Raw genomic sequence first — 20,715 nt, 5'->3', positions numbered from 1 at the left:
TCGGCATCAAGCAGCCCCCTGTGACGGCGGGCGCCGCTAGCATCACAGCGTGCCGGGGGGCGGCGCACGCCGAGGGGGCGGATGGTGACCAGAGAACGCGGCATGATCGCGGCGGCTGTCGTCCTGGGGCTGGCCCTGGTGCTGGCGACGCTCTACGGCGGGTACGTCGTGCTCCTGCGGGACCGGACCACGAGTCCCCGGCGGGACCTGCTGCTGCCGAGCCTGCCCGCGCCGGGGCAGTGGCAGCAGAGCGGGCGCCTGCCCTCGGAGGACGGCGAGGCCACCCGCACCTGGGGCCGCTCCACCGACGGCTTCGCGGAGGTCGTCTACGGCTACCACTCCAACGGTGCGGCCGCCCGGCAGTTCACCCGGTCCTCGCCCCAGAAGACGGAGCCGTACCTCAACGGCAACGCACGGCCCGACGACATCGGCGTACGGGTCCCGCAGGCGGACCAGGCACAGTACATGTGCGGCGAGTACGACCACCAGGTGTGCGACACCTGGTGGGCGTGGCTGCGGTTCGGCAAGGTCGACGTCGAGCTCCGCTACGAACACGAGGTCGGCGCCTCACCGGCCCTGACCGACCCCGAACTCGCCTCCGTCGTCACCCGGGCGGCCACGACCATCGCGGCCATGGCCGAGGGAACCTGACGCCACTCCCCCTTCCCGCGCGCCGGTGCGTACGGCGGCGCCGGGAAGGGCGGGGGCAGGTGTGGTTCGCTGCGGGGGTGACTCAGGATGGGGAGATCGTGGCGTTCGCCTCTGCCGAGGCGTTCGGGGCGTGGCTCGGCGAGCATCATGGCGACTCGCCCGGGATCTGGCTGAAGCTGCGTAAGAAGGGTCCCGGGGTCGTCGCGCTGGAGTACGCGCAGGCGGTCGAGGTGGCGCTCTGCTACGGCTGGATCGACGGCCGGAAGGCGGGGTTGGACGACGAGTGGTGGTTGCAGCGGTTCACCCCGCGCACCCCGCGCAGCAGGTGGTCCAAGGTCAACCGGGAGAAGGCGGCGGCCCTGATCGCGGAGGGCCGGATGCGGCCGGCGGGACAGGCCGAGGTGGACCGCGCCAAGGCGGACGGCCGGTGGGACGCGGCCTACGACAGCGCGCGGACCGCGACGGTGCCGGACGACCTCGCGGCGGCGCTGGCCGCCGACCCGGCCGCGGCGGCGTTCTTCGAGACGCTGGACCGGCAGAACCGCTACGCGATCCTGTACCGGGTGCAGGACGCCAAGAAGCCCGAGACCCGCGCGCGCCGGATCGGGAAGTTCGTGGCGATGCTGGCGCGGGGCGAGAAGCCGCACCCGTAGGCCGCGGCGAAGGCCGGTCGGGCGGCGGGGCTCACCCCGCGGGGCGGTACGCGGGGAGCGCGGTCTCGGCCAGCACCTCGTCGAGGGCGCGGCGCGTGGCCGCGTCCAACGGTGCCGCAGGGAGGCGTACGGCGGGGCAGGCGATGACGCCCCGGCGCACCAGGACCTCCTTGTGCACCGCCCACGCCTGCCCGGCGCGGATGCCGAGGTGGATGAGCGGCAGCAGCCGGCGGAACGCGGCGCGGGCGGTGGTGCGGTCGCCCGCGCCGAGGGCGTCCAGCAGCCCGCGCAGCACGTCGGAGAACTCGCAGGCGGGCATGGTGCCGACCGCTCCGCAGTCCGCCTCGTCGATGACGTACTGGGCGTTCTGCCCGCCCAGTACGGCGAGTCGCCGGCCCACCGCGGCGGTGACGGCGGCGATCTTGGCGGGCGGTGCGGGCACCTCGACCTTGACCGAGGTGATGCCCGGTTCCGCGGCGAGCGCGGTGATCTGGTCGACGCCGATGCCCACACCGGTGACGCCGGGCGCGTCCTGGATCATGACCGGTACGGGCGCGGCCGCGGCCACCTCGGCGTAGAAGTCGAGGACCTGGCCCGCGGAGGGCTTGGTCAGGAACGGCGGCAGCACCATCAGGTGGTCGGCGCCGTCCTCGGCGGCGCGGACGGCCTGTTCGCGCGCGGTGACGGTGCTGGTGGCGTTGACCCCGGCCACCACCGGCAGGTCCGGCCCGGCGGTGGCACGGACCGTGCGCAGAATCGCGGTGCGTTCGGCGCCGGTGAGCGCGAAGCCCTCGCTGGCCATGCCGAAGACTGCGACCCCGTCGACGCCGGAGGCGAGCTGGAAGTCCACCAGGGTGCGCAAGGAGGGCAGGTCAAGGTCTCCGGCGGCGGTGAAGGGCGTGGCGAGGATGGGTATCAGGCCGTGCGGCTGCCGGGCGGCGGGGGCGGCTTCGGGGCTGTCGGCGCTGCGGGGGCCCTGCGGGTCGTGGGGGCCCTGCGGGCTCTGCGGGGTGGTCACGGCGGTCACTTCTCCTCGGACAGTGCGGTGATCTTCTCCACGTCCACCTCGACGCCCAGTCCGGGCCCGGTGGGAAGCGTGTATCCGGCCGGTGTCGCGTCGAGCGGAACGCGCAGGATGCTCTGGGCCACCGGCAGGGAGTCGGCCTGGAACTCGAAGAAGGGGCAGTCGGCCGTGGCGGCGCTCAGCTGGATGCCCGCGGCCAGCGCGACGCCGAGGCCGACGGAGTGGTGCGGGGCCACGGGCACGTGGGCGGCGGAGGCGAGTTCGCAGATCACGGCGGCCTCGGTGATGCCGGTGCGGGCGACGTCGGGCTGGGCCAGCCTGAGGGCGCGGCGGCCGAGCCAGTCGGCGAACTCGTAGCGGTTGCGCAGCGCCTCCCCGACGGCCACGGGGGTGGTGACGCGGGTGGCCAGTTCGGCGTGGCCGGCCACGTCCTCGGGCGCGAGCGGCGCCTCGTAGAACAGCGCGCCGCGCCGGTCGAGCTCCCGGCCGAGGGTGACGGCCTCCTCCAGGCGGTAGGCCCAGTGGGCGTCCACCGCGATCCGCAGCCCCGGGGCGCCGGCGGCGACGGCGTCGAAGGTGGCGAGGTCCTGCTCGATGCCCTTGCCCAGGGCGAGCTTGACCAGGCTCGCCCCCTTGCGCTCGTAGTCACGGGCGAGGGCGGCCCGCTGCGCGTCGGTCGGTTCCGGCAGGCCGGAGACGTAGGCGGGGACCTGGTCGCGGTAGGCGCCGCCCAGCAGTTCGGCGACGGACAGCCCGGTCAGCTTGCCGTGCAGGTCCCACAGGGCGATGTCCACGGCGGCCATGGCGTCCGCCTGGTGACCCACCAAGTGGCCGCGCTCCCGCATCAGTTCACGCATCCGCTGCCACAGCGGCCGGACCCGGCGGGGGTCCCGGCCGACCAGTTGCCCGGCGAGCAGCCGGTCCACCACGGCGGCGGGCACCTCCGGGCCGACCGGCGCGAGGGCCTCGCCCCAGCCGACGCAGCCGTCGTCGGTGCGGACCTCGACCAGCAGGGTCTCGAAGCGCCCGGAGTACAGGCTGCGCCAGGGCTCGCGGACGACGTAGCCGCGCTCGGCCGTCAGCTCGCCGCCGTCGTCGAGGCGCCCCAGGTAGGCCCGGGGCCCCGACAGCTTCAGAACGTGCGTGACGACCTCGGTGATCTTCGCCATGCGTAGCGCCTTTCATTTTTCGAGCGATGCACTGTGGATTCTGCACGTGGGTTGCAAATAGAGCAAGCAGCGTTAACATCTCTGCCATGAGTTCCGAACGAGGCGGTAACCAGACCGTCGAGCGCGCCGCGGCCGTCCTCCGGGCCTTCACCCACGGGCGTCCCGCCCTGCGGGTCTCGGACGTCGCCTCGGCGCTCGACCTCAACCTGTCCACCACATCCCGGCTGCTGGCCACCCTGGAGGCCGCCGAGCTGGTGCGCCGCGACCCGGTCAGCCAGCTGTACGAGCTGGGGCCCGCGGTGATCTCCATGGCCGGCGTCGCCCTGAACAACGACCCCGTCTACCGGCAGTCCCGGCCGGTCACCCAGCGCCTCGCCTGGGAGCTGGGGCTCGGCGCGAACGTGGCCGTGCGCCGCGGCGGCGAGCTGTTCTACCTCCAGAACGTGGAGGGCCAGCTCGCCCACAAGTCGTACTCGCTGCTGGGCCAGCACAACCCGCTGCACGCCACCGCGATGGGCAAGTGCCTCGCCCTGGGCATGACGGCGAAGGAGCGCGCGCAGCTGCTCGGCGCCGGCCCCTTCCCCTCGTACACCCCGCGCACCCTCACCACCCCCGAGGCGCTGGAGGCGGAACTCGCCGCGGTCGCCGAGCGCGGATGGGCCACCGAGGTCGAGGAACTCGCCCTCGGCCGCGCCTGCATCGCCGCACCCGTACGCGATCACACCGGGGACGTCGTCGCCGCGATCTCCGTCTCCGGTGCCCTGTCCGCGATCGCGCTGCACGACCGCGAGGCCGACCTCGGCCGCCGGATCATCGAGGCGGCGGACAGCGTCAGCGTCGGCCTCGGCTACCTGGGTCCCGCCCCCGCCCCGCGGGCATCGGCCGCCACGTCACCGGCCGCGGCAGAGGGCGGCCACCGTTCGTGAACCTCCCGGAGTTACCGCCGCACGCGGTGACCACCCGCACCCCATCGAGGTCCCCATGTCCCAACAGACCGCCGCCGCGCCCTTGTCGGGCACGCGGACGTCCGCCTCCGCTCCCTCCGGCAGAGTCCTCGTGGCCGGCAGCATCGGCAACTTCGTCGAGTGGTTCGACATCGGCATCTACGGCACCCTCTCGTCCGTGATCGCCGGGAACTTCTTCGCCAAGGGCAACCACACCGCCGCGCTGCTGTCGACCTTCGCCATCTTCGCGCTGGGCTTCGCCGTCCGGCCGCTGGGCGGCCTCTACTTCGGCCCGCTCGGCGACCGGATCGGCCGCAACCGCACCCTGGCCGTCACGGTCATCCTCACCTCCGCCTCCACGTTCGCCGTCGGCGTGCTGCCCACCTACGCCACCGTGGGCACGCTCGCCCCGTGGCTGCTGGTCCTCGCCCGGCTCGTCCAGGGGTTCGCCGCCGGCGGCGAGACCTCCAGCGCCGTGAGCCTGCTGTTCGAGTACGCGCCCCGCAACCGCCGCGGCTACTACACCAGTTACGCCGCCAGCCTCGGCTTCGTCGCCTTCGTCGCCGGCGCCGGCACCGCGCTGCTGCTCACCCTCGGGTTCGGCGACGACCAGATGTCCTCCTTCGCCTGGCGCATCCCGTTCCTGATCGCCCTGCCGCTGGGCATGGCCGGGCTCTACCTCCGGCTGAAGCTCGACGACACCCCGGAGTTCGTCCGGATCGAGAAGAGCGGCGAGCTCGCCGCGTCGCCGGTCCGGGAGACCTTCCGCACCGCCGCCGGGCCGATGGCGATCCTGGCCGGGCTCATCGTCCTCAAGGGCGTCGCGCACTGGATCCTCCAGACCTTCATGATCAGCTACCTCACCGACACGATGCACTTCAGCCGGACGCAGTCCTTCGCCGCCTCGATGGTGTGCATGGGGGCCGTGGCGCTCCTTATCCCCGCCGCGGGGCTGCTGTCGGACCGGGTGGGCCGCAAGCCGCTGCTCATCGGCGGCTCGGTCGGCCTGATCGCCCTGGCCTGGCCCTGCCTGCTGCTGATGTCCTACGGCAACGCGGTGCTGGCGGTCGCCGCGATGGTGCTGCTCGGGCTGCCCATTGCCGCGTACGACGGGGCCGCCAACGCCAGCATGGCCGAGCTGTTCCCCGCGCGGATCCGCACCGGCGCCATCGCCATCCCGTACAACGTGTCGGTCAGCCTCTTCGGCGGCACCGCGCCCTACGTCGCCACCTGGCTGGTCAGCGGGACCGGGTACGACCTCGCCCCGTCGTACTACCTGATGTTCGCCGGGCTGCTGACGCTGGTCACCGTGGTGCTGGGGGTACGGGAGACGGCCGGGCCGCGCGCCGACCCGGAGTTCACCTACTGACGGCACGTCAAACGCCCCACCCCACGAGGAGTTCCGATGTCCCTCCCCGCTCCGCCCGAACGGTCCGACCGGCGCTTCGGCGAGGCTCTGGCGCGGCACGGCCTGGTCGCCATCCTCCGCTCCACCCGGGGCACCCGGCTGCCGGAGGTGATCAGCGTCCTGGCCGGCGCCGGGGTTCGGCTGATCGAGGTCACCGTACGCACCCCCGGGTGCCTAGCGGCGCTGCGGGAGACGGGGGACCGGCTCCCCGCGGGGGTGTACCTCGGCGCGGGCACCGTCACCACCCTTGAGGAGGTCGAGGCCGTACGGGCCGCCGGGGGGACCTTCACCGTCAGCCCGCACTGCGACCCCGAACAGGTCCGGGCCGCCCGCGACGCACGGCTGGCGGCCCTGCCCGGCGCGATGACCCCGACGGAGATCCTCACCGCGTGGCGGGCCGGCGCCACAGCGGTCAAGGTCTTCCCGGCCGCACGGGCCGGCGGCCCGTCCTACACCGCCGACGTGCACGCCACGCTCCCGGAGATCCCGCTGGTCCCCACCGGGGGCATCGGCGCCGGGCAGATCGCCGCCTACCGCGCGGCCGGAGCGGTAGCCGTCGGGGTCGGCTCGCCCCTGCTGGGCGACGCCCTCGACGGCGGATCGCTGACCGAACTCGCCTCCCGTGCACGGGACTTCGTGGCAGCTGCGGCCGCGCGATGACCAGCACGACCGACCGGAACGACGTGACCGCCATGACCGGCCCCACCGGCCCGACCGACCCGACCGACCCGACCGACCCGACCGACCGGACCGACCGGACCGACCTGACCGTGCTCGGCGAGACCATGGCGAGCCTCACCCCCGACCATATCGGCCCGCTGCGGCACGCCCGCGGGCTCGGCCTGTCCGTGGCCGGCTCCGAGTCGACCGTGGCCATCGGCGCCGCGCGGCTCGGCCACCGCGCCGCCTGGATCGGCCGCATCGGCGACGACGAACTCGGCCGCACCGTCCTGAACCGGCTGCGCGGCGAGAACCTCCTCGTCCACGCCGTGACCGACCCCGAGGCGCCCACCGGGCTGATGCTCAAGGAGCGGCCCGCCGCCGGCCACAGCCGGGTGCACTACTACCGCGCCGGTTCCGCCGGCTCCCGGCTGCACCCCGACGACCTGCCCGGGCCGCTGCTGGAACGCACCCGCGTGCTGCACACCACCGGCATCACCCTGGCCCTGTCCGACAGTGCCCGCACGACCGCCCACGAGGCGATGCGCCGCACCCGCGCGGCCGGCGGCACCGTCTCCTTCGACCTCAACCACCGTGCCCGGCTGTGGTCGAAGGAGACCGCGCGCGCCGCGCTGACCGCCGTACTGCCCCTGGTGGACCTGCTGTTCGCGAGCGTGGACGAAGCGGTGATGGTGACCGGACGGCCGGACCTGACCCCGGCGCAGACCGGGCAGCAACTGCTCTCCCACGGCCCCGGCACCGTCGTCCTCACCGACGGGGCCGCCGGAGCGGTGTGCGTCACCGCCGACCGTACGATCCCGGTCGCCGCCGTCCCGGTCCAGGCCGTGGACCCGGTCGGCGCGGGCGACGCGTTCGTCGCCGGCTGCCTGTCGGGCTTCCTCGCCGGCCTGACCACCGAGGAGGCGCTCGCCCGCGCCGCCGCGGTGGCCGCGCTGTGCGTCGCCTCGGAGGGCGACTGGGAAGGGCTCCCCGAACCGGACCGCCTCCCCCAGGCCGCCCACCGGCCCGGCACGGTCCTGCGCTGACCCGGCCGTCGGGCCGCCAATTCGTCGCGATAGCGACGTCATAGGGACGGGATTACGCGGGTTCCTAGCCTCGGAGCAGAAGTTGCCGCCGGACACGCACCGAGGAAAGGACCCCCGATGTTCACCCACCGCGCCTTCCCCACCGCCTTCGCCGCCGTCGCCGCCGCCGTGCTCTGCGTACCTCTGGCCCTCGGCCTCTCCGCCGGCCGCGCGCACGCCCAGGCCGGTCACACCCCGGCCGGCCACACCGCCGCCCGGACCCTGGCGGCCGCGCCCGCGAGCACAGCCGCCGACGACTCCACCGGCGGCACCGACAGCACCGACCCCTGGGGCTGAGCCCGCGAGCTCAGCAGCCGTCCGCGCACTGACCGGTGAGGGCGGCCATGAGCTCCTCCGCCCGCTTCAGTTCCCGGGCCATCTGCTGCTTCCGGAAGACCGGGACCGCCGCTTCCAGCAGGCGGTCGGCCTGACGGCGCCGGTCACCGCGGAGCAGCAGCGCCGCCAGGTCCAAGGAGACCGACGCGACACCGGAGTGGTCGAGGATCTCCTCACGAACGGACAGTGCCCGGGTGAAGAAGTCCTCGGCCTGCGCGGGCCGGCCCATCGACACGTTGACGCGGCCGAGATCGTGCAGCAGATGGCCCTCGCCGATCACGTCGCCGCTGCTGGAGACCATCGCGAGCACGTCGGTCAGGATCTGCTCCGCCTTGGTCAGCTCCCCGCGCTGCTGGTGCACTTGTCCGACCCGCTGCAACGCCCGGGCCTGGCCCCCGAGGTATCCGCTGCCGCGGTAGATCTCCAGCGCCTCCTCCAGTTGCGCGAGGACCCGGCCGGTATGGCCCTGCCGCAGCCAGATGTCGGCGCTCTGCGTCAGCACGGAGGCCCGGCCCACGTGGTCGCCGGCCCGGTCGAAGTCCCGCCGGGCCTGGTCGTAGAGGAGCAGTGCCTTGTCGTCGTTGCCCTGGACACGTTCCAGGAAGGCCAGGTCGCGCCGGCACAGGGCAAGGCCCTTGGGGTCCGCCAGCTCCTCGAACAGCTTCTGCGACTCCGTCAGCGCGGCGCGGGACTCGCCGAGCTGGCGCCTGTTGAGGTAGAGGGTGCCCAGGGAGCCGAGCACCGCCGCGTGCCCGCGCCGGTTGCCGGCCTGGCGGACCGCGGAGAGCGCCTTGCGGTGGGTCCGGGCCCACACGTCCAGGTAGCCGCGGGCCTCGAAGAACGACACGAGGCTGACGGCCAGTTCCCAGCTGACCTCGTCCTCGCCGGTCCGCGCCGCGTGCTCCACGGCGATGCCCAGGTTCTCCCGCTCCCGGTCCAGCCACTCCATGGGGTCGGCCAGCAGTTCCCGGACATGGCTCTCGGGCGGCTGCCAGCGGATCGTCCCACCGCGCAGGTAGTCGGTACCGAAGATCTTCCGGCCGGCCCGCTCCGCGAGCGCCAGCCATCCGCCGAACATGCGGCGCAGTGCCTCCTGCCGCTGCTGTCCCCCGATCTCCTCGGCGAGCCGTTCGCGTGCGAACAGGCGGATGATCTCGTGGAAGCGGTACCGGAAGTGCCCGCCGGCGTCGACGCCGACGACATCCAGCATCTGCACGTCGACGAGCGGTTCCAGCAGGTCCGACGCGTCCGGCCGCCGGTCGTCCACCAGCGCGCCCGCGAGCCATCCCGGCAGCGTCGAGCCCTGCGCCAGGCTGAGCAGGCAGAGCAGTTGGCGCTGCGGACGGCCGAGCCCGTCGTGGGTGAGCGACAGGCTCGCCCGCATCCTCATCTCGCCGTGGGCGAGCTCGTCCAGTCCGCCCCGCTCGTCGGCCAGGCGCCCCAGCATCGACGCCAGCGACCAGTGCGGCCGGGCGGCGAGGCGCGCCGCGAGGATGCGCAGGGCGAGCGGGAGTCCGCCGACCGCTCGGATGAGGGCTTTCGCGGCTTCCGACTCGCGGGCGACCCGGTCGTGGCCGACAACGTTGCCGATCAACTCCAGCGCCCGGTCCGTGTCCAGGATGTCCAAAGTGACGCGGTGGGTGCCGGGAAGGCCGGTGAGCCGGTTCCTGCTGGTGACCAGGACCGCGCAGCTTCTGGAGCCCGGCAGCAGCGGACCGACCTGCGCCTCGTCCGCCGCGTCGTCCAGGACGACGAGCATCCGCCGGGTGGCCAGCAGGCTCCGGTACATCTCGGCGCGCTCGTCGAGCCCGTCGGGGATCAGGGAGCCGGGGATGGCCAGCGCTCGCAGGAAGCGGCCCAGCACCTCCCTGGCGTTGAGGGGATCGGGGCGCACCCCGCGAAGGTCGCAGTAGAGCTGGCCGTCGGGGAAGTACTCGTCGCTCAGCCGGTGGGCGATGTGGGTCGCCAGGGTGGTCTTCCCGATTCCGGGGCGGCCGACGATGGCGACGATCCCCATGGCCCGGCCGGATCCGGTGGCCCGCAGCACGGCCTCGGTCTGCGCGATGACCGCGTCGTCCCCGACGAAGTCGGCGGTGTCCGCGAGGAGTTGGTGCGGCACTTCGTCGCGCTGCCGGTACTCGGACTCGGCCTCCGCCCCGGCCTCGGCGTCGGGTATCGCTTCGGGTTTCGCTTCGGCTTTCCCCTCGGCTTTCCCTTCGGCCGCCGCTTCGGCTTCGGGCGGGCGGGGGGCGACGGCGGCCGGGGCGGAGGCGCCGCCCTGGGGTCCGGGTGACGGGAGGTTCAGGCCGATGCCCGTGCCCGCCCGAAGTGCCGGGTCGTCGGCGAGGATGGCGCGCTCCAGGTTGCGCAGATCCTGGCTCGGCTCCAGGCCGAGTTCGTCGCGCAGCAGCGTACGGCCGGCCCGGTAGGTCTCCAGTGCCTCCGCCTGGCGTCCGGACCGGTGCAGGGCGAGCATGAGCTGTCCGCGGAACCGGTCACGCAGCGGGTACTCGCGGACCATCCGGCCCAGTTCGGCGATGAGCTGGGTGTGCCAGCCGAGGTCGAGCTCCAGTTGCAGATAGGTCTCCGTGGCCGCCAGGCGTTCTTCGTCCAGCTGGATTCCGGTGCGCTCCAGGGCCTTGCTGGAGATGCCGCTCAGGCAGATGCCGCGCCAGATTCCCACCGCGTGGCGCAGCGTCTCCGCCGCTTCGGCCGGTCTTCCCCCCTTCACCAGCGCGCGGGCATCGGCCGTCAGGCGGTTGAAGACGGTCAGGTCGATCGACGCGTCGTCGACCTGGAGCAGGTAGCCCGGGGGCCGGGTCACGACCGACGCCTCGGACCCGGCCGCGGCAAGGGCCTTGCGAATCCGGGAGACGCAGATCTGGACCTGGGTACGGGCGGTGTCCGGCGGGTTCTCGTCCCAGAGGACGTCCACCAGGTGGTCGGTGCGCACGATGCGGTTGCTGTGCAGCAGCAACGCGGCCAGCACCACCTCCTGGCGGCCCGGACGGATGCTCACCGGCCCGTCGGCGCCGAAGACCTCGAGCGGTCCGAGCAGGCGGAATCTCAGCCGTTCGTCGCGGGGCCGCTGCTCGTAGGGTAACTCCCCCACCAGGCCTCTCCTTTCCGGCTCATGGTCGCCTTCGACAACGCCATTCGACTGCGCGAAAGTCCCCCGAGCCGCACACCGGCAGCGGCCTGTGCCCGTCGACGTGCATTCATGCATGTTACGTGAGCAACCCCGTAACTACCCAGCACGCCAAGGGGACACGCCACGCCGACGCGCCTGCCGTTCGGTGCGCGCCGCGGCCGGCAGCTGGATCGTCCGGGCGTCGCCCCGGTCGCGTACCGCTGATCCGCGGCTGCCGGGCGGCGCCGCCGCCCGCCCCCATCGTCCGGGGAAAGCGGCGCGATAGGGCCGGGTTATGCGCCCGCACGATGCTCGAAGGCGTAAGGACCGGCCGTCAAGGGCCCGGTCGCCGCACGAGGGAAACGGCCTCCGACATGAGCCGCGAGAATCTGGAACCCCGTTATCCCAGCACCGCCCTGACGGCTGCCGGGATCACGCACGCGATGCTGACCTACCGTTACCGGGACGCCGGAGACCTCGACGGCTACGGCTCCTTGCTGGACGAGGGAGTCGAGGTTGCGGAACCCGGCGCTCCCCGCTGTCGCGGCCGCGGGGAGGTCCTGCGGTCCGAGGCCGGTGCGACGGGCCGCCGCGGCAGACACCGGCTTCGCCGGGTGGTGGCCGAGGGGGACACCATCGTCGTCATCGGCCGGCTCTCGGCCCCGGACGGCAGCACCGCCGAAGACGGCCCGGAAGACGTGGAGTTCGTCGACGTCTTCACGCTGTCGGACGCGGCGCTGATCCTCGACTGCCGCAGGTACTACCACGCCGAGCCCTGGGCACCCCCGGCCCCGGCATGACCGGCGGACCGCGACCGGTCCGCACCGGTCCCCGCGCTACGCCCCTTCCGGCGGTCGGCGCACCGCGGTCTCCAGCGCGGCCGCCGCCCGGTCCGGGGCGGCGGGGCCCACCCGGGGCCTGCGTCGCCCGCGTTCGACATTCGACGTCATCGATCCGCCCACGATGGGAGTTTGGAAATGACCCAGCCGACCGACCTCATCGGAAGCACTCGATCGTCGTTACGGTCCGCCGCGATCGGCCTGGCCGAGAGAAGCCTGCGGGAAGAGGACCTCAGCCCCACCTCGATCGCCCGCGGACTGAACGTCTCGGTCCGCACCCTGTACCGGGCCTTCGACGGCACCGGGGAGACGCTCATGGGCTATGTCCGCCGCCGGCGGCTGGAACAGGCCCGGGTCGACCTCATCTCTGGCCACGGCCACCTGACGGTGAGCGAGATCAGCCAGCGCTGGCGCTTCGCGGACAGCAGCCACTTCATCCGGGCCTTCCGGCAGCGCTACGGAACGACACCGGCGCGGATCTCCGACGCGCTCGTCGGCGCGGGCGATCCGTAGCCGAGGCCGCGCGGGCGGGTCCGGCCCGGAAGGCCGACGGGACGGCCCGCCCGCGCCGCCGACAGTCACGGGGACTGCTCGAACGAGCAGTCCGGCCCCTCTTGTTGAAAGGCAGGTTGTCGTGCCCTCGTTCTCGATCCGCATGGATCACGTACGCCTCGACGTCACGGATGTGGCCCGGTCGGCAGCGTTCTACGCGGCCGCGCTGCACCTGGAGCAGGTCGTCCGCTATGAGCTGGACCGGCGGACGATCCTCCAGATGGCGCCCGCCGGCATGCCCGCGGGCGTCGAACTCTGGCAGGAGGACGGCCTCCTGCCGGCGCCGCACCCCTCCCAGCACCTGGCCTTCTCCGTCGACGACGTGCCCGGGATCGTGGCCCACGTCCGGGCGCTGGGCTATCAGATCGTCGAGGAACCGCGGCGCATCGGCGGGGAGACCGTCGCGTTCCTCTCCGATCCGGACGGCCACTTGATCGAGATCAACGACTTCCGGGGCCGTGGGGTGGCCGAGGCGGGCAGGGCCCCGGACAGCTCTTCGAGCAGCAAGGTCGTCGAGTAGCCGTCGACGAAGGGCACGGTGACCACCTCGCCGCCCCAGGCCCGCACCGCCTCGGTCTCCGGCAGCTGCGCGGCGTGGTAGTCACCGCCCTTGACGAAGACGTCCGGGCGCAGCGCCCGCAGCGCGCGCTCGGGGGTGTCCTCGTCGAAGACCACCACCGCGTCGACCGAGCGCAGCGAGCGCAGCATCCCGGCCCGGTCGACCGCGGGCAGCACCGGCCGCTCCGGGCCCTTGAGCCGGGACACCGACTCGTCGCCGTTGATGCAGACGACCAGCAGGTCGCCCAGGCGGCGGGCCTCTTCCAGCATGGTGACGTGTCCGCGGTGCAGCAGGTCGAAGCACCCGCCGACCGCCACCACGGTGCCGCCTGCGGCCTGCACCCGCCGCGCCATGGCCAGCGGGTCCTCGTCCGGTCGGGCCTCGTCCGGGGCGGCCGGCCGGTCACCGACGTTCCGGGGGCCGCCGTTCTCCACGTACGTGGTGGCGGCGTCCGTCGCGGCGGCCACCGCCTCGGCCGTCGTGGCGCCTTCGGCCAGCCGCAGGACCGTCGTCGCGGCGAACCGGTCCCCCGCCCCGCAGCTGTCGAGCGCGACGATCCGCCGGCTGTTGACCACCAGCGGGGTGCCGCCGCCGCTGTGCACCAGGACGGCGCCGTGCGCGCCCCGGGTGACCACGGCCTGCTCGGCCGGCCACCGGTCCAGCAGGGCCCGGGCCGCGGCGACGACCGCGGACAGGCCGTCAGGGCCGCCGGTCTCCTGCCGGCCCGTCAGCACCTCCGCTTCCCGCTGGTTGGGGGTGACCAGGCGGACTCCGGGTACCGCGGCGGCGCCCCGCGGATGCGGGTCCCACACCATCGGCACCCGGCCCGCCGCCTCGGACAGCAGCCGGCGCAGTCCCGGCAGCGCGGTCACGCCGCGGCCGTAGTCCGACACGAGGACCGCGTCGGCCCCGGCCAGCGCTTCGGCGGCGCCGTCCAGGCCGGCCGGCCGTATCTCGCCCGCCGGGCCTGCCTCGTCCAGCATCAGCAGGGTGCGGTCCGCGGTACGGATACGGGACTTGACGGGTGTCGGTCCGCTCAGGCCGAGATCGACGACACGGACGCCGGCTTCGTCGAGCAGGGTGCGCAGCAGGGCACCGGGGGCGTCCTTCGACAGCGCGGTCACCAGGGTCACGTCGTGGCGGTCCGTCGCGGCGAGCACCGCGGCCAGGCCCGCGCCGCCGGGCCGGTGGGCCGTGTCGAGCCCGGCGAGGACCGGGACGGGTGCTTCCGGGGAGAGCCGGCTGACCGAGCCGGTGCTGTCCCGGTCGAGCAGGGTGTCCCCGACCACCACGATCCTCGGCCGCGTCGGGGTCCCGCTCCGCTCGGCCGGGACGGCGGCCGGAATCGCGGCCGGAGCCGCGGTCGGAACCGCGACCGGAGCCGCGGTCGGAGCCGCGACCGGGCTCTCCGCGGGGGCCGGCGCGGCCGGCACCGGCGCCGGCTCCGTACCCGGCTCCGACACCGGCCCCGACGCTTCGAGCAGCCGCTCGTCGACCGCCGACGCGAGCAGGTGCACCACCACGAGCTGGCACTCCTGGACGTTGGCGGAGGTGTCCGCCTCGATCGCCAGTGCGTCGTCGGCGAGTTCGGCCAGCGGATTCGGCCCGGGCCCGGTGAGGGCCCAGGTGGTGGCTCCGGCCGCACGGGCCGCCTCCACGGCGTGGAGCAGGTTGGTGCTGCGGCCCGACGTCGACAGCAGCAGCACGATGTCGCCGGGCCGGGCGTGCGCCTCGATCTGGCGCGCGAACACCCGGTCGTATCCGTAGTCGTTGGCCACCGCGGTCACGGTGGAGGAGTCGGCGTGCAGGGCGACCGCGGCGACCGCCCGCCGTTCGCGCTGGTAACGCCCGACGAGTTCCGCGGTCAGATGCTGTGCCTCGGCCGCCGAGCCGCCGTTGCCGGCGGCCAGCAGCGTTCGCCCGGTACTGAGGCGGTCCGCGAGTTCAGCGCCCCAGCGCGTGATCCGGTCCACATCGAGACCGGCCAGCGCCTGCGCCAGACCTGTGAGATGGCTGTGGCTGTGGTCCGCGGACGCCGAATGGGCAGCCATGGTTTCTCCCTCGATGACACGCGACATCGGCCCGTATCCCTCAGGGGTACCGGGAGTCGCGCCGCTCGCTTCGTGGTTTTGCCAGCTACGACCTGATCGATGCCGCCCCTTCCGGGCGCGGAGATCCTGGTCGACGGTGATGCTTCGCCAGTCCAATACGGAATGTATAGCCAGAACAAATTCTCCGACGCCGGGAACCCGGACATTCCGGCCCGGATCGACCAAAGTTGGCGCTGCTTTTCCATTCGCGGCCCGGAAATTCCGTCCGGCTCCGGGGGACGGTCGCCGAACGGCGGACAACCGGCCCGGCGGACGATCCGGAACCTGGCGCGCAAGTTCAATGAACCGCCTTTCGGCATGTCGTACGGTTCCAACTGGACGGCGCGAGGCCGTATCGGCACAACCGGCCGATTCTCTTGTCAGTTTGGCGGGACGTGATGACGACTCCTTGTGGGACACCGAACGGAATTCATCCGCCGTCAGCCGACGTGCTTGTCGTCGGCGGCGGACTCGCGGGGCTTTATCTGGCCCGCCGGATGGCCGCGACTCATTCGGGCAGCATTCTCGTCGTCGAGGCCGGGCCGGACGCCGGACACGGTCACCTCCGGTGGGAGCACGACCGGGAAAAGGCCGACCGGATATGGCTCGACCCCGCGTCCGATCCCTACTTCCGGCGGCCTTACCACCCCACCGCGACGGGGTTCGACGGAATTTCGGGTCTGCGCGGCCGGCTCGGCGGGCGGGCGCTGTACTGGGGTGGCGTCGCGCTTCCGATCGAGCCGTGGGCGCTGGCGGACGGCAGCTGGCCGGCCGAGGTCGTGGCCGATCTGACGATGCCGCGGAACGGCGAACCGCCGCTCTACGACTCGGTCGTCGCCGACCTGGAGAAGTGGGCGGGCGGCCCGCTCTGCGCCGGGCGCGGGTTCGAACTCGGCGGCCGCCGGTTCACCGAGGTGCCCCGGGCGGTGCTCGCCGAGGAGGGCTCCCCGCGCTGGCGGGCCTGGTCGCCGCTGGAGGACCTGCACGACCCGGAGCGGCCCGGCGCGGTGTCCGTGCGCTGCGACCTCCAGGTGGTCGCGGTGGTGACCGGGCCGGACGGTGCCGCCCGCGGGGTGCTCGTCGAGCACGACGGGGAGCGGACGGTGATCGGGGCCGGACGCGTCGTCCTGGCCGCGGGCACCGTGGAGAACAGCCGGCTGGTGTTGCAGGCGCTGCCACCTGACGGCGCCACCGGGACCGCCTCGCTGCCGGGCCTGGTGGACAAGCTGGCGCAGGGTTTCGTGACGGCCTTCGCCCCGGCGGCCGTGCCGGAGCAGCTCCGGCCGTTCGCCGAGGCCGGCGGCCTGTTCATGGCGCCCGGCCCGGCCGGTTCGCGCTCCAACCTGTTTCTGCGCGTCTACACCAACGACCACGGCCTCACCGTCGTGGACTGCTACCTCATGGGCGAGCAGACCCGCGATCCGTCCGGCCGGGTGTGGTGCGAGCCCGGGCCGGAGCTGCCCTGGCCGACGTTCGCGGCCGGCCATGTAGGCGAGGCGGACCGGCGGTTGGCCGGCGACCAGCGGCGGGAACTGCGGCGGATGCACCAGCTCCTGGGCGGGCAGGCGAACAGGACCGCGGCCCCCCTCGTGTTCGAGGACGGGTTCGGCTCGGCCGACCTCGCCGGCCGGATCACCGCCGGGGACAGCATGCAGGTGCCCGGACAGCCGGTGACGTACAGCTTCCCGCTCGGCTGGGAGCAGCACGAGGCCGGCACGCTGCCGCTGGGCGGCGCGGTGGTGGACGAGCGCGCCCAGGTGCGGGCGGTGCCGGGGCTGTACGTGTGCGGGCCGGCGACGTTCCCGCGCACCGGCGCGGCGAATCCCGCCCTGACCGTCCTCGCCCTTGCCGCGCGGCTGGCCGGCGAACTCACCGGGGCGCGCCGATGAGCGCCGCCGCGACCGGCCGGCGCAACGCGCTGCTGTTCCTCAACGGCGGCCTCGGCAACGGCATCATCCTCGCCCCGCTGCTGGCGGAGCTGGAACGGACGCTGCCCGGCCTGCGGTACTGGTCGCCGCCCAACGCGATGCTGGAGGCGGACTGGGTGCGCGAAGCGGCCGGCCTGCGCGGTCCGACCGCCGTCCTGCCCACGCTCTGGCGGCGGTTCCGCCCCGCCGACCAGCCGGCCATCGTGGAGTTCTGCCGGCAGCACGACGTCACGCTCATCGTCAACCTGCGCCACGAGGAGTGGCAGCGCGACGGCGACTACCGCGACTTCCGCGAACGGGCCGCCGGACTCGGCATCGAGTGCTGGGACATGCACGAGATCACCGAGCCGGAGAAGCTCCTGCCGATCGGGAGCCAGGCGGCGGCGTGCCTGCGCCGGCACGGGGTCGAAACCGACGGGGCCGACGCGGCGTGGCTTGCCGGGTACCGGGCGCCGCGGCCGGGGTCGACCGGCATCTGCGTGGGCGCGAGCACCCGGCCCAAGCGCTGGCCCGCGTCCCGCTGGTCGGAACTGATCGGCGAACTCGGCCCGGTCGAGGTCTGCTCGGGGCCGGACGAGTCGGAGCGGGAGATCGCGCGGGAGCTGGCCGCCCGCCATCCCGGCCGGGTCACGCTGCGCCTGGTGGACAGCACCACGGAGCTGCGGGACTGGATCGGCGGCCTGGAGCGGCTGCTGACCAACGACTCGCTGGCGGTGCACCTGGCCGCGGCGCTCGGCTGTCCGGTGGTCGCGCTGTACCTCGCCACCGACGCCCGGATCTGGTCCCCGCTCGCGCTTCCGGGCCGGTTCCGGGCCGTGCAGAGCGGGCGGGCGCGCGCGTGCGCGTTCATGGGCGCGAACGGCACCTGCACCAACTACTACGACGTGTGCTTCGAGACCTGCCGTGACGGGGTCGCCGCGGCCGAGGTGCTGGCCGCGGCCGGCCGCCTGGCGCCGGCCGGCGCGAGCACACCCGACCATCGCGGCGAAGGAGCGGCAGCAGTATGAGGAATCGGGCGATCGCGGTCCTGGGCGGCCGAGCGGGCAACGCTGGTTCCAGCGCGCTGGAACTCGCCGACGCCATCGGCGGGGAGATCGGGCGCCGCGGGTACGGCATGGTCACCGGCGGGGACGGCGGTATCGCGGAGAGCGCGCAACGTGCCTGCGTGGCGGCGGGCGGGCAGACCCTGGGGCTGCTCAAGTGGAACCGGTTGGACGACGCCACCGACTGCACCACCTGGGCGCTGCCCACGTCGATGGACCTGGCCCGCAGCAACATCCTGAACTGGGCCGGGGACGGGGTGATCGCCTTCGAGGGCCGGTACGGGACGCTGGGCGAGATCGCGCTGGCCCTGGACACCGGGCGCCCGCTGGTCGTACTCGGGCAGCAGCCGTTCCTGGACGCCCGAGCCCTCGACGCGCCCACCTGCCGGCACTTCCCCGACCCGAAGCCGGAGGACGCCGCCTCGATCCTCGACGGCCTGGAGGAACTGATCGCGGCGTGCGCGCCGGCCCCGGTGCGGCCCGGCGCGGCACTGTTCGCCGACCAGGCGGCCGGCGCCGGCGGCATCGGGCTGCGCCGGGCGGTGCCCGAGGATCTGGCCCTGTTCGAGCGGGCGTTCCGCGACGCCGAGGTGCGCAGGTGGTGGGACCTGCCCGCGGAACCCGAGCACCTGGCCCGGTTCCAGCACGAGCGCTGCCTGCCCTTCACGAAGGACGGCAGGACGGTCGGCTTCATCGAGTACGAGGTCGACTCCCGCACGGACACGGTGCGTCCGGACGTCGTGGTCGCGGCGCCGGAGGACCGGGGCCGCGGGCTGGGGTCCGCCGCGCTGGCCGCGTTCGCCGCCGCCGTCTTCGCGGCCGGCCACGCCCGGGTGGCCGTGCTGGCCGACGCCGCCAACACCCGCGCCCTGCGGTGCTACGAGAAGGCCGGCTTCCGCCACGTCGGAAGGCTGCGCTCCTACCTGCCGGGCCCGGACGGGCGGCGTGACGCGCTGCTGCTGGACCTGCTGCCCGATGACCTCAAGTCCGCTGAGGAGGACACCAAGTGAGTACCCGTCAGACGACGCTGTCGGCCGAGGCGCAGGACCGTCTCGCCTTCGATCTGGCCGTGCGCCAGGACGTCTTCGGCGACGCGGAGTCGATCCGCGTGGCGGACGAGGACGTGGAGAGCTGGGGGGAGTACGCGCGGTTCCTGCGGTGCGGCCGCCCGATCGAGGTGCGCGGCGGGGCGCGGGTCCCCCGCTATCCGGCGGCGGACAAGGGCCCGGCGCTCTGGTTCTCCGGCGGCGTGGAGTCGACCTACACCCGGGAGGTGCTGGCCGCGCAGGGCATCGAGCCGACCCTGCTGAGCATCCACGACTACGACCTGTTCGACGGGCCGGACCGCAAGATCGGCCAGATCCACTTCCTGTGCGCCGCCATCGCGTCCGCGCTCGGGTACGGGCCGGTCTATCTCGGCATGGAGCGCAACGACCTGCTGCTCGGGCACAGCGAGTTCATGCGCGGCTACTTCGAGCGGCACCCGCGTTTCGCCGACTGGTGGTCCCGGTACCAGCCGGCGCACCCGGTGCGTACCGTCGCCGGCGGCCTGCACAAGGAGGAGATGATCACCTGGCTGCACGAGCGGGACATCCCGATCCTCGGCACCTGCGACCGGCTGACGAACGGCGCGTGGTGCGGTGAGTGCTACAAGTGCTACGAGGCCTTCTACAGCGCGAAGGCCGTCGGCATCGACCTGGGGATTCCGCTGACCCGCCAGGCGTACGAGCTCTACCACGCCGAGTACGAGCGGTTCGTGGCCTCCGGGTTCACCGACAACTTCAACAACGCGTCCCAGCACTACGTACGGCTCCAGATCACCTACGGGCCGCTCTTCGACCCGGACGCGGACTGCTGCGAGGTGCCGGCGTGAGCCCCCGGCCCCCCCGGCACGGCGCGGACGGCGCGGACGGCGCGGACGGCGCGGCCCCGATCACCGTCGTCCTGGAGTTCCCGGGAAGCGGCACCGCCGGACGCATCCGCGCGATGGACCTGGAGAGCCAGGGCTTCACCACCCGGTACCTGCTCGACGAGTTCCGGCCGCGGCGGACCGGGATCGACGAGTACGCCCGGCAGTTGTCCGAGCGGGTCGCGGAAGAGGACGTCGGCGCCGTCGTGTCCTACTGCGGCGCCGCCGCCGTCGGCCGGCACCTGGCCGCGCACTGCCGCCGGCGTCCCACGCTCGTGGCGCTGAACCCGGAGCCGACACCGGCGGCCGGGGTGGCCGGCCTGTTGCGGCGCACGCTGGCCCGGGTCCCGCTGCCCCCCGAGGAGGCGGAGCGCTACCGCGCCGACGCCGGCACCGTGCGCGAGGTCATCGCCGGCTGGCTGCCCGACATGGAGCGGGCCATGGCGCGGTCGTACGCCGGAGCGCCGCTCAACCTCGGGCCGGTGGCCGACCGCCTCGCCGCCATGCAGGCCGACTGGCTCGCCCATGTCACCGCGACCTGCGATCCGGACCGGCGGCCGGCCGGCCCGGAGGAACTGCACCTGGTGGCCCGGGACCACCCTTGCGACCCGGACTGCCCGGCGAAGCACGAGACGGTCGAGGTCGGCCGGGCGGACTTCTTCGCGGCACCGCAGACCAGGGACGCGCTGATCGGTGTGCTCAGCGCCTGAGCACACCGCGTCACACCGGAGGGAC

The 20,715-nt window shown here is 73.7% G+C and carries 19 protein-coding genes and 1 pseudogene; 16 read left to right on the top strand and 4 right to left on the bottom strand.

What is annotated here, in order from left to right:
• Positions 1-81 precede the first annotated feature (81 nt).
• Both AC3EVP_RS11865 and AC3EVP_RS11860 read left to right on the top strand, forming a co-directional pair.
• A complete protein-coding gene (locus AC3EVP_RS11865) occupies positions 82-651 on the top strand; it encodes a hypothetical protein (RefSeq protein WP_435128999.1) in 570 nt (189 codons plus the stop codon).
• A gap of 59 nt (positions 652-710) precedes the next feature.
• Positions 711-1,304: a YdeI/OmpD-associated family protein gene (locus AC3EVP_RS11860; RefSeq protein ID WP_335974951.1), complete on the top strand. Its 594-nt coding sequence runs from the start codon at positions 711-713 to the stop codon at positions 1,302-1,304.
• A 31-nt stretch (positions 1,305-1,335) separates the two neighbouring features.
• Here the strand turns inward: AC3EVP_RS11860 and AC3EVP_RS11855 are convergent, their stop codons facing one another.
• Together AC3EVP_RS11855 and AC3EVP_RS11850 are read right to left on the bottom strand one after the other, a co-directional pair.
• Positions 1,336-2,322 (bottom strand): dihydrodipicolinate synthase family protein, encoded by a 987-nt coding sequence (locus tag AC3EVP_RS11855; RefSeq protein ID WP_435128995.1) that lies wholly within the window; start codon positions 2,320-2,322, stop codon positions 1,336-1,338.
• A gap of 5 nt (positions 2,323-2,327) precedes the next feature.
• Entirely contained in the window at positions 2,328-3,497 is a 1,170-nt protein-coding gene (locus tag AC3EVP_RS11850) for a mandelate racemase/muconate lactonizing enzyme family protein (RefSeq protein WP_335974960.1), read from the bottom strand.
• An 86-nt stretch (positions 3,498-3,583) separates the two neighbouring features.
• Between AC3EVP_RS11850 and AC3EVP_RS11845 the strand changes: the two genes are divergently transcribed.
• The 5 genes from AC3EVP_RS11845 to AC3EVP_RS11825 all read left to right on the top strand — a co-directional run bounded on the left by AC3EVP_RS11845 (position 3,584) and on the right by AC3EVP_RS11825 (position 7,891).
• On the top strand, positions 3,584-4,423 hold the full coding sequence (locus tag AC3EVP_RS11845) for an IclR family transcriptional regulator (protein ID WP_435128992.1): 840 nt from the start codon (positions 3,584-3,586) through the stop codon (positions 4,421-4,423).
• Between the two features lie 55 nt (positions 4,424-4,478).
• Positions 4,479-5,810: an MFS transporter gene (locus AC3EVP_RS11840; protein WP_335974969.1), complete on the top strand. Its 1,332-nt coding sequence runs from the start codon at positions 4,479-4,481 to the stop codon at positions 5,808-5,810.
• A gap of 36 nt (positions 5,811-5,846) precedes the next feature.
• Entirely contained in the window at positions 5,847-6,509 is a 663-nt protein-coding gene (locus AC3EVP_RS11835) for a bifunctional 4-hydroxy-2-oxoglutarate aldolase/2-dehydro-3-deoxy-phosphogluconate aldolase (RefSeq protein ID WP_335974974.1), read from the top strand.
• Positions 6,506-7,555 carry a sugar kinase gene (locus AC3EVP_RS11830; protein ID WP_435128987.1) on the top strand — a complete coding sequence of 350 codons (1,050 nt, stop codon included), beginning with the start codon at positions 6,506-6,508 and terminating at the stop codon, positions 7,553-7,555. The genes AC3EVP_RS11835 and AC3EVP_RS11830 overlap by 4 nt, the downstream gene beginning before the upstream one ends.
• A 117-nt stretch (positions 7,556-7,672) precedes the next feature.
• Positions 7,673-7,891 carry a hypothetical protein gene (locus AC3EVP_RS11825; protein WP_335974982.1) on the top strand — a complete coding sequence of 73 codons (219 nt, stop codon included), beginning with the start codon at positions 7,673-7,675 and terminating at the stop codon, positions 7,889-7,891.
• Positions 7,892-7,901: 10 nt separating this feature from the next.
• On the opposite strand, the gene AC3EVP_RS11820 is transcribed toward AC3EVP_RS11825, so the two are convergent.
• On the bottom strand, positions 7,902-11,042 hold the full coding sequence (locus tag AC3EVP_RS11820; RefSeq protein ID WP_435128984.1) for an AfsR/SARP family transcriptional regulator: 3,141 nt from the start codon (positions 11,040-11,042) through the stop codon (positions 7,902-7,904).
• Positions 11,043-11,434: 392 nt separating this feature from the next.
• Between AC3EVP_RS11820 and AC3EVP_RS11815 the strand changes: the two genes are divergently transcribed.
• From AC3EVP_RS11815 to AC3EVP_RS11805, 3 genes are all read left to right on the top strand, one after another.
• On the top strand, positions 11,435-11,860 hold the full coding sequence (locus AC3EVP_RS11815; RefSeq protein WP_335974990.1) for a nuclear transport factor 2 family protein: 426 nt from the start codon (positions 11,435-11,437) through the stop codon (positions 11,858-11,860).
• Between the two features lie 177 nt (positions 11,861-12,037).
• Positions 12,038-12,412: a helix-turn-helix transcriptional regulator gene (locus tag AC3EVP_RS11810; RefSeq protein ID WP_335974994.1), complete on the top strand. Its 375-nt coding sequence runs from the start codon at positions 12,038-12,040 to the stop codon at positions 12,410-12,412.
• Between the two features lie 121 nt (positions 12,413-12,533).
• Positions 12,534-12,971, top strand: a complete 438-nt coding sequence (locus tag AC3EVP_RS11805; protein WP_435128980.1) for a VOC family protein — start codon at positions 12,534-12,536, stop codon at positions 12,969-12,971.
• A 125-nt stretch (positions 12,972-13,096) separates the two neighbouring features.
• On the opposite strand, the pseudogene AC3EVP_RS11800 reads toward AC3EVP_RS11805, so the two are convergent.
• Positions 13,097-15,061: pseudogene (locus AC3EVP_RS11800) on the bottom strand (PfkB family carbohydrate kinase); the annotation flags it as partial.
• Positions 15,062-15,160: 99 nt separating this feature from the next.
• Between AC3EVP_RS11800 and AC3EVP_RS11795 the strand changes: the two are divergent.
• The 6 genes from AC3EVP_RS11795 to AC3EVP_RS11770 are packed head-to-tail and all read left to right on the top strand — an operon-like array spanning position 15,161 to position 20,690.
• Complete coding sequence (locus tag AC3EVP_RS11795) at positions 15,161-15,499, top strand: hypothetical protein (protein ID WP_435128977.1); 339 nt, start codon at positions 15,161-15,163, stop codon at positions 15,497-15,499.
• Entirely contained in the window at positions 15,499-16,989 is a 1,491-nt protein-coding gene (locus tag AC3EVP_RS11790) for a GMC oxidoreductase (RefSeq protein ID WP_435128974.1), read from the top strand. Before AC3EVP_RS11795 ends, AC3EVP_RS11790 begins: the two co-directional genes overlap by 1 nt.
• Positions 16,986-18,035 (top strand): glycosyltransferase family 9 protein, encoded by a 1,050-nt coding sequence (locus AC3EVP_RS11785; protein WP_435128971.1) that lies wholly within the window; start codon positions 16,986-16,988, stop codon positions 18,033-18,035. The genes AC3EVP_RS11790 and AC3EVP_RS11785 overlap by 4 nt, the downstream gene beginning before the upstream one ends.
• On the top strand, positions 18,032-19,081 hold the full coding sequence (locus tag AC3EVP_RS11780; RefSeq protein WP_435128968.1) for a GNAT family N-acetyltransferase: 1,050 nt from the start codon (positions 18,032-18,034) through the stop codon (positions 19,079-19,081). Before AC3EVP_RS11785 ends, AC3EVP_RS11780 begins: the two co-directional genes overlap by 4 nt.
• Positions 19,078-19,944 (top strand): hypothetical protein, encoded by an 867-nt coding sequence (locus AC3EVP_RS11775; protein ID WP_435128965.1) that lies wholly within the window; start codon positions 19,078-19,080, stop codon positions 19,942-19,944. Before AC3EVP_RS11780 ends, AC3EVP_RS11775 begins: the two co-directional genes overlap by 4 nt.
• Entirely contained in the window at positions 19,941-20,690 is a 750-nt protein-coding gene (locus tag AC3EVP_RS11770) for a hypothetical protein (protein ID WP_435128962.1), read from the top strand. The genes AC3EVP_RS11775 and AC3EVP_RS11770 overlap by 4 nt, the downstream gene beginning before the upstream one ends.
• The last annotated feature ends 25 nt before the right edge of the window (positions 20,691-20,715 follow it).

Source organism: Actinacidiphila sp. bgisy144 (assembly GCF_057708105.1).
Note: the sequence above shows the minus strand (reverse complement) of the source record. Positions and strands in the feature narration are given on the sequence as shown.

Bases quoted from the DNA above. Each gene is read 5' to 3' on its own strand.
- AC3EVP_RS11865 (WP_435128999.1), top strand. From the start codon at position 82: ATGGTGACCAGAGAACGCGGCATGATCGCGGCGGCTGTCGTCCTGGGG.
- AC3EVP_RS11850 (WP_335974960.1), bottom strand. From the start codon at position 3,497: ATGGCGAAGATCACCGAGGTCGTCACGCACGTTCTGAAGCTGTCGGGG.
- AC3EVP_RS11845 (WP_435128992.1), top strand. From the start codon at position 3,584: ATGAGTTCCGAACGAGGCGGTAACCAGACCGTCGAGCGCGCCGCGGCC.
- AC3EVP_RS11840 (WP_335974969.1), top strand. From the start codon at position 4,479: ATGTCCCAACAGACCGCCGCCGCGCCCTTGTCGGGCACGCGGACGTCC.
- AC3EVP_RS11835 (WP_335974974.1), top strand. From the start codon at position 5,847: ATGTCCCTCCCCGCTCCGCCCGAACGGTCCGACCGGCGCTTCGGCGAG.
- AC3EVP_RS11830 (WP_435128987.1), top strand. From the start codon at position 6,506: ATGACCAGCACGACCGACCGGAACGACGTGACCGCCATGACCGGCCCC.
- AC3EVP_RS11825 (WP_335974982.1), top strand. From the start codon at position 7,673: ATGTTCACCCACCGCGCCTTCCCCACCGCCTTCGCCGCCGTCGCCGCC.
- AC3EVP_RS11815 (WP_335974990.1), top strand. From the start codon at position 11,435: ATGAGCCGCGAGAATCTGGAACCCCGTTATCCCAGCACCGCCCTGACG.
- AC3EVP_RS11810 (WP_335974994.1), top strand. From the start codon at position 12,038: ATGACCCAGCCGACCGACCTCATCGGAAGCACTCGATCGTCGTTACGG.
- AC3EVP_RS11795 (WP_435128977.1), top strand. From the start codon at position 15,161: ATGCCGCCCCTTCCGGGCGCGGAGATCCTGGTCGACGGTGATGCTTCG.
- AC3EVP_RS11790 (WP_435128974.1), top strand. From the start codon at position 15,499: ATGACGACTCCTTGTGGGACACCGAACGGAATTCATCCGCCGTCAGCC.
- AC3EVP_RS11785 (WP_435128971.1), top strand. From the start codon at position 16,986: ATGAGCGCCGCCGCGACCGGCCGGCGCAACGCGCTGCTGTTCCTCAAC.
- AC3EVP_RS11780 (WP_435128968.1), top strand. From the start codon at position 18,032: ATGAGGAATCGGGCGATCGCGGTCCTGGGCGGCCGAGCGGGCAACGCT.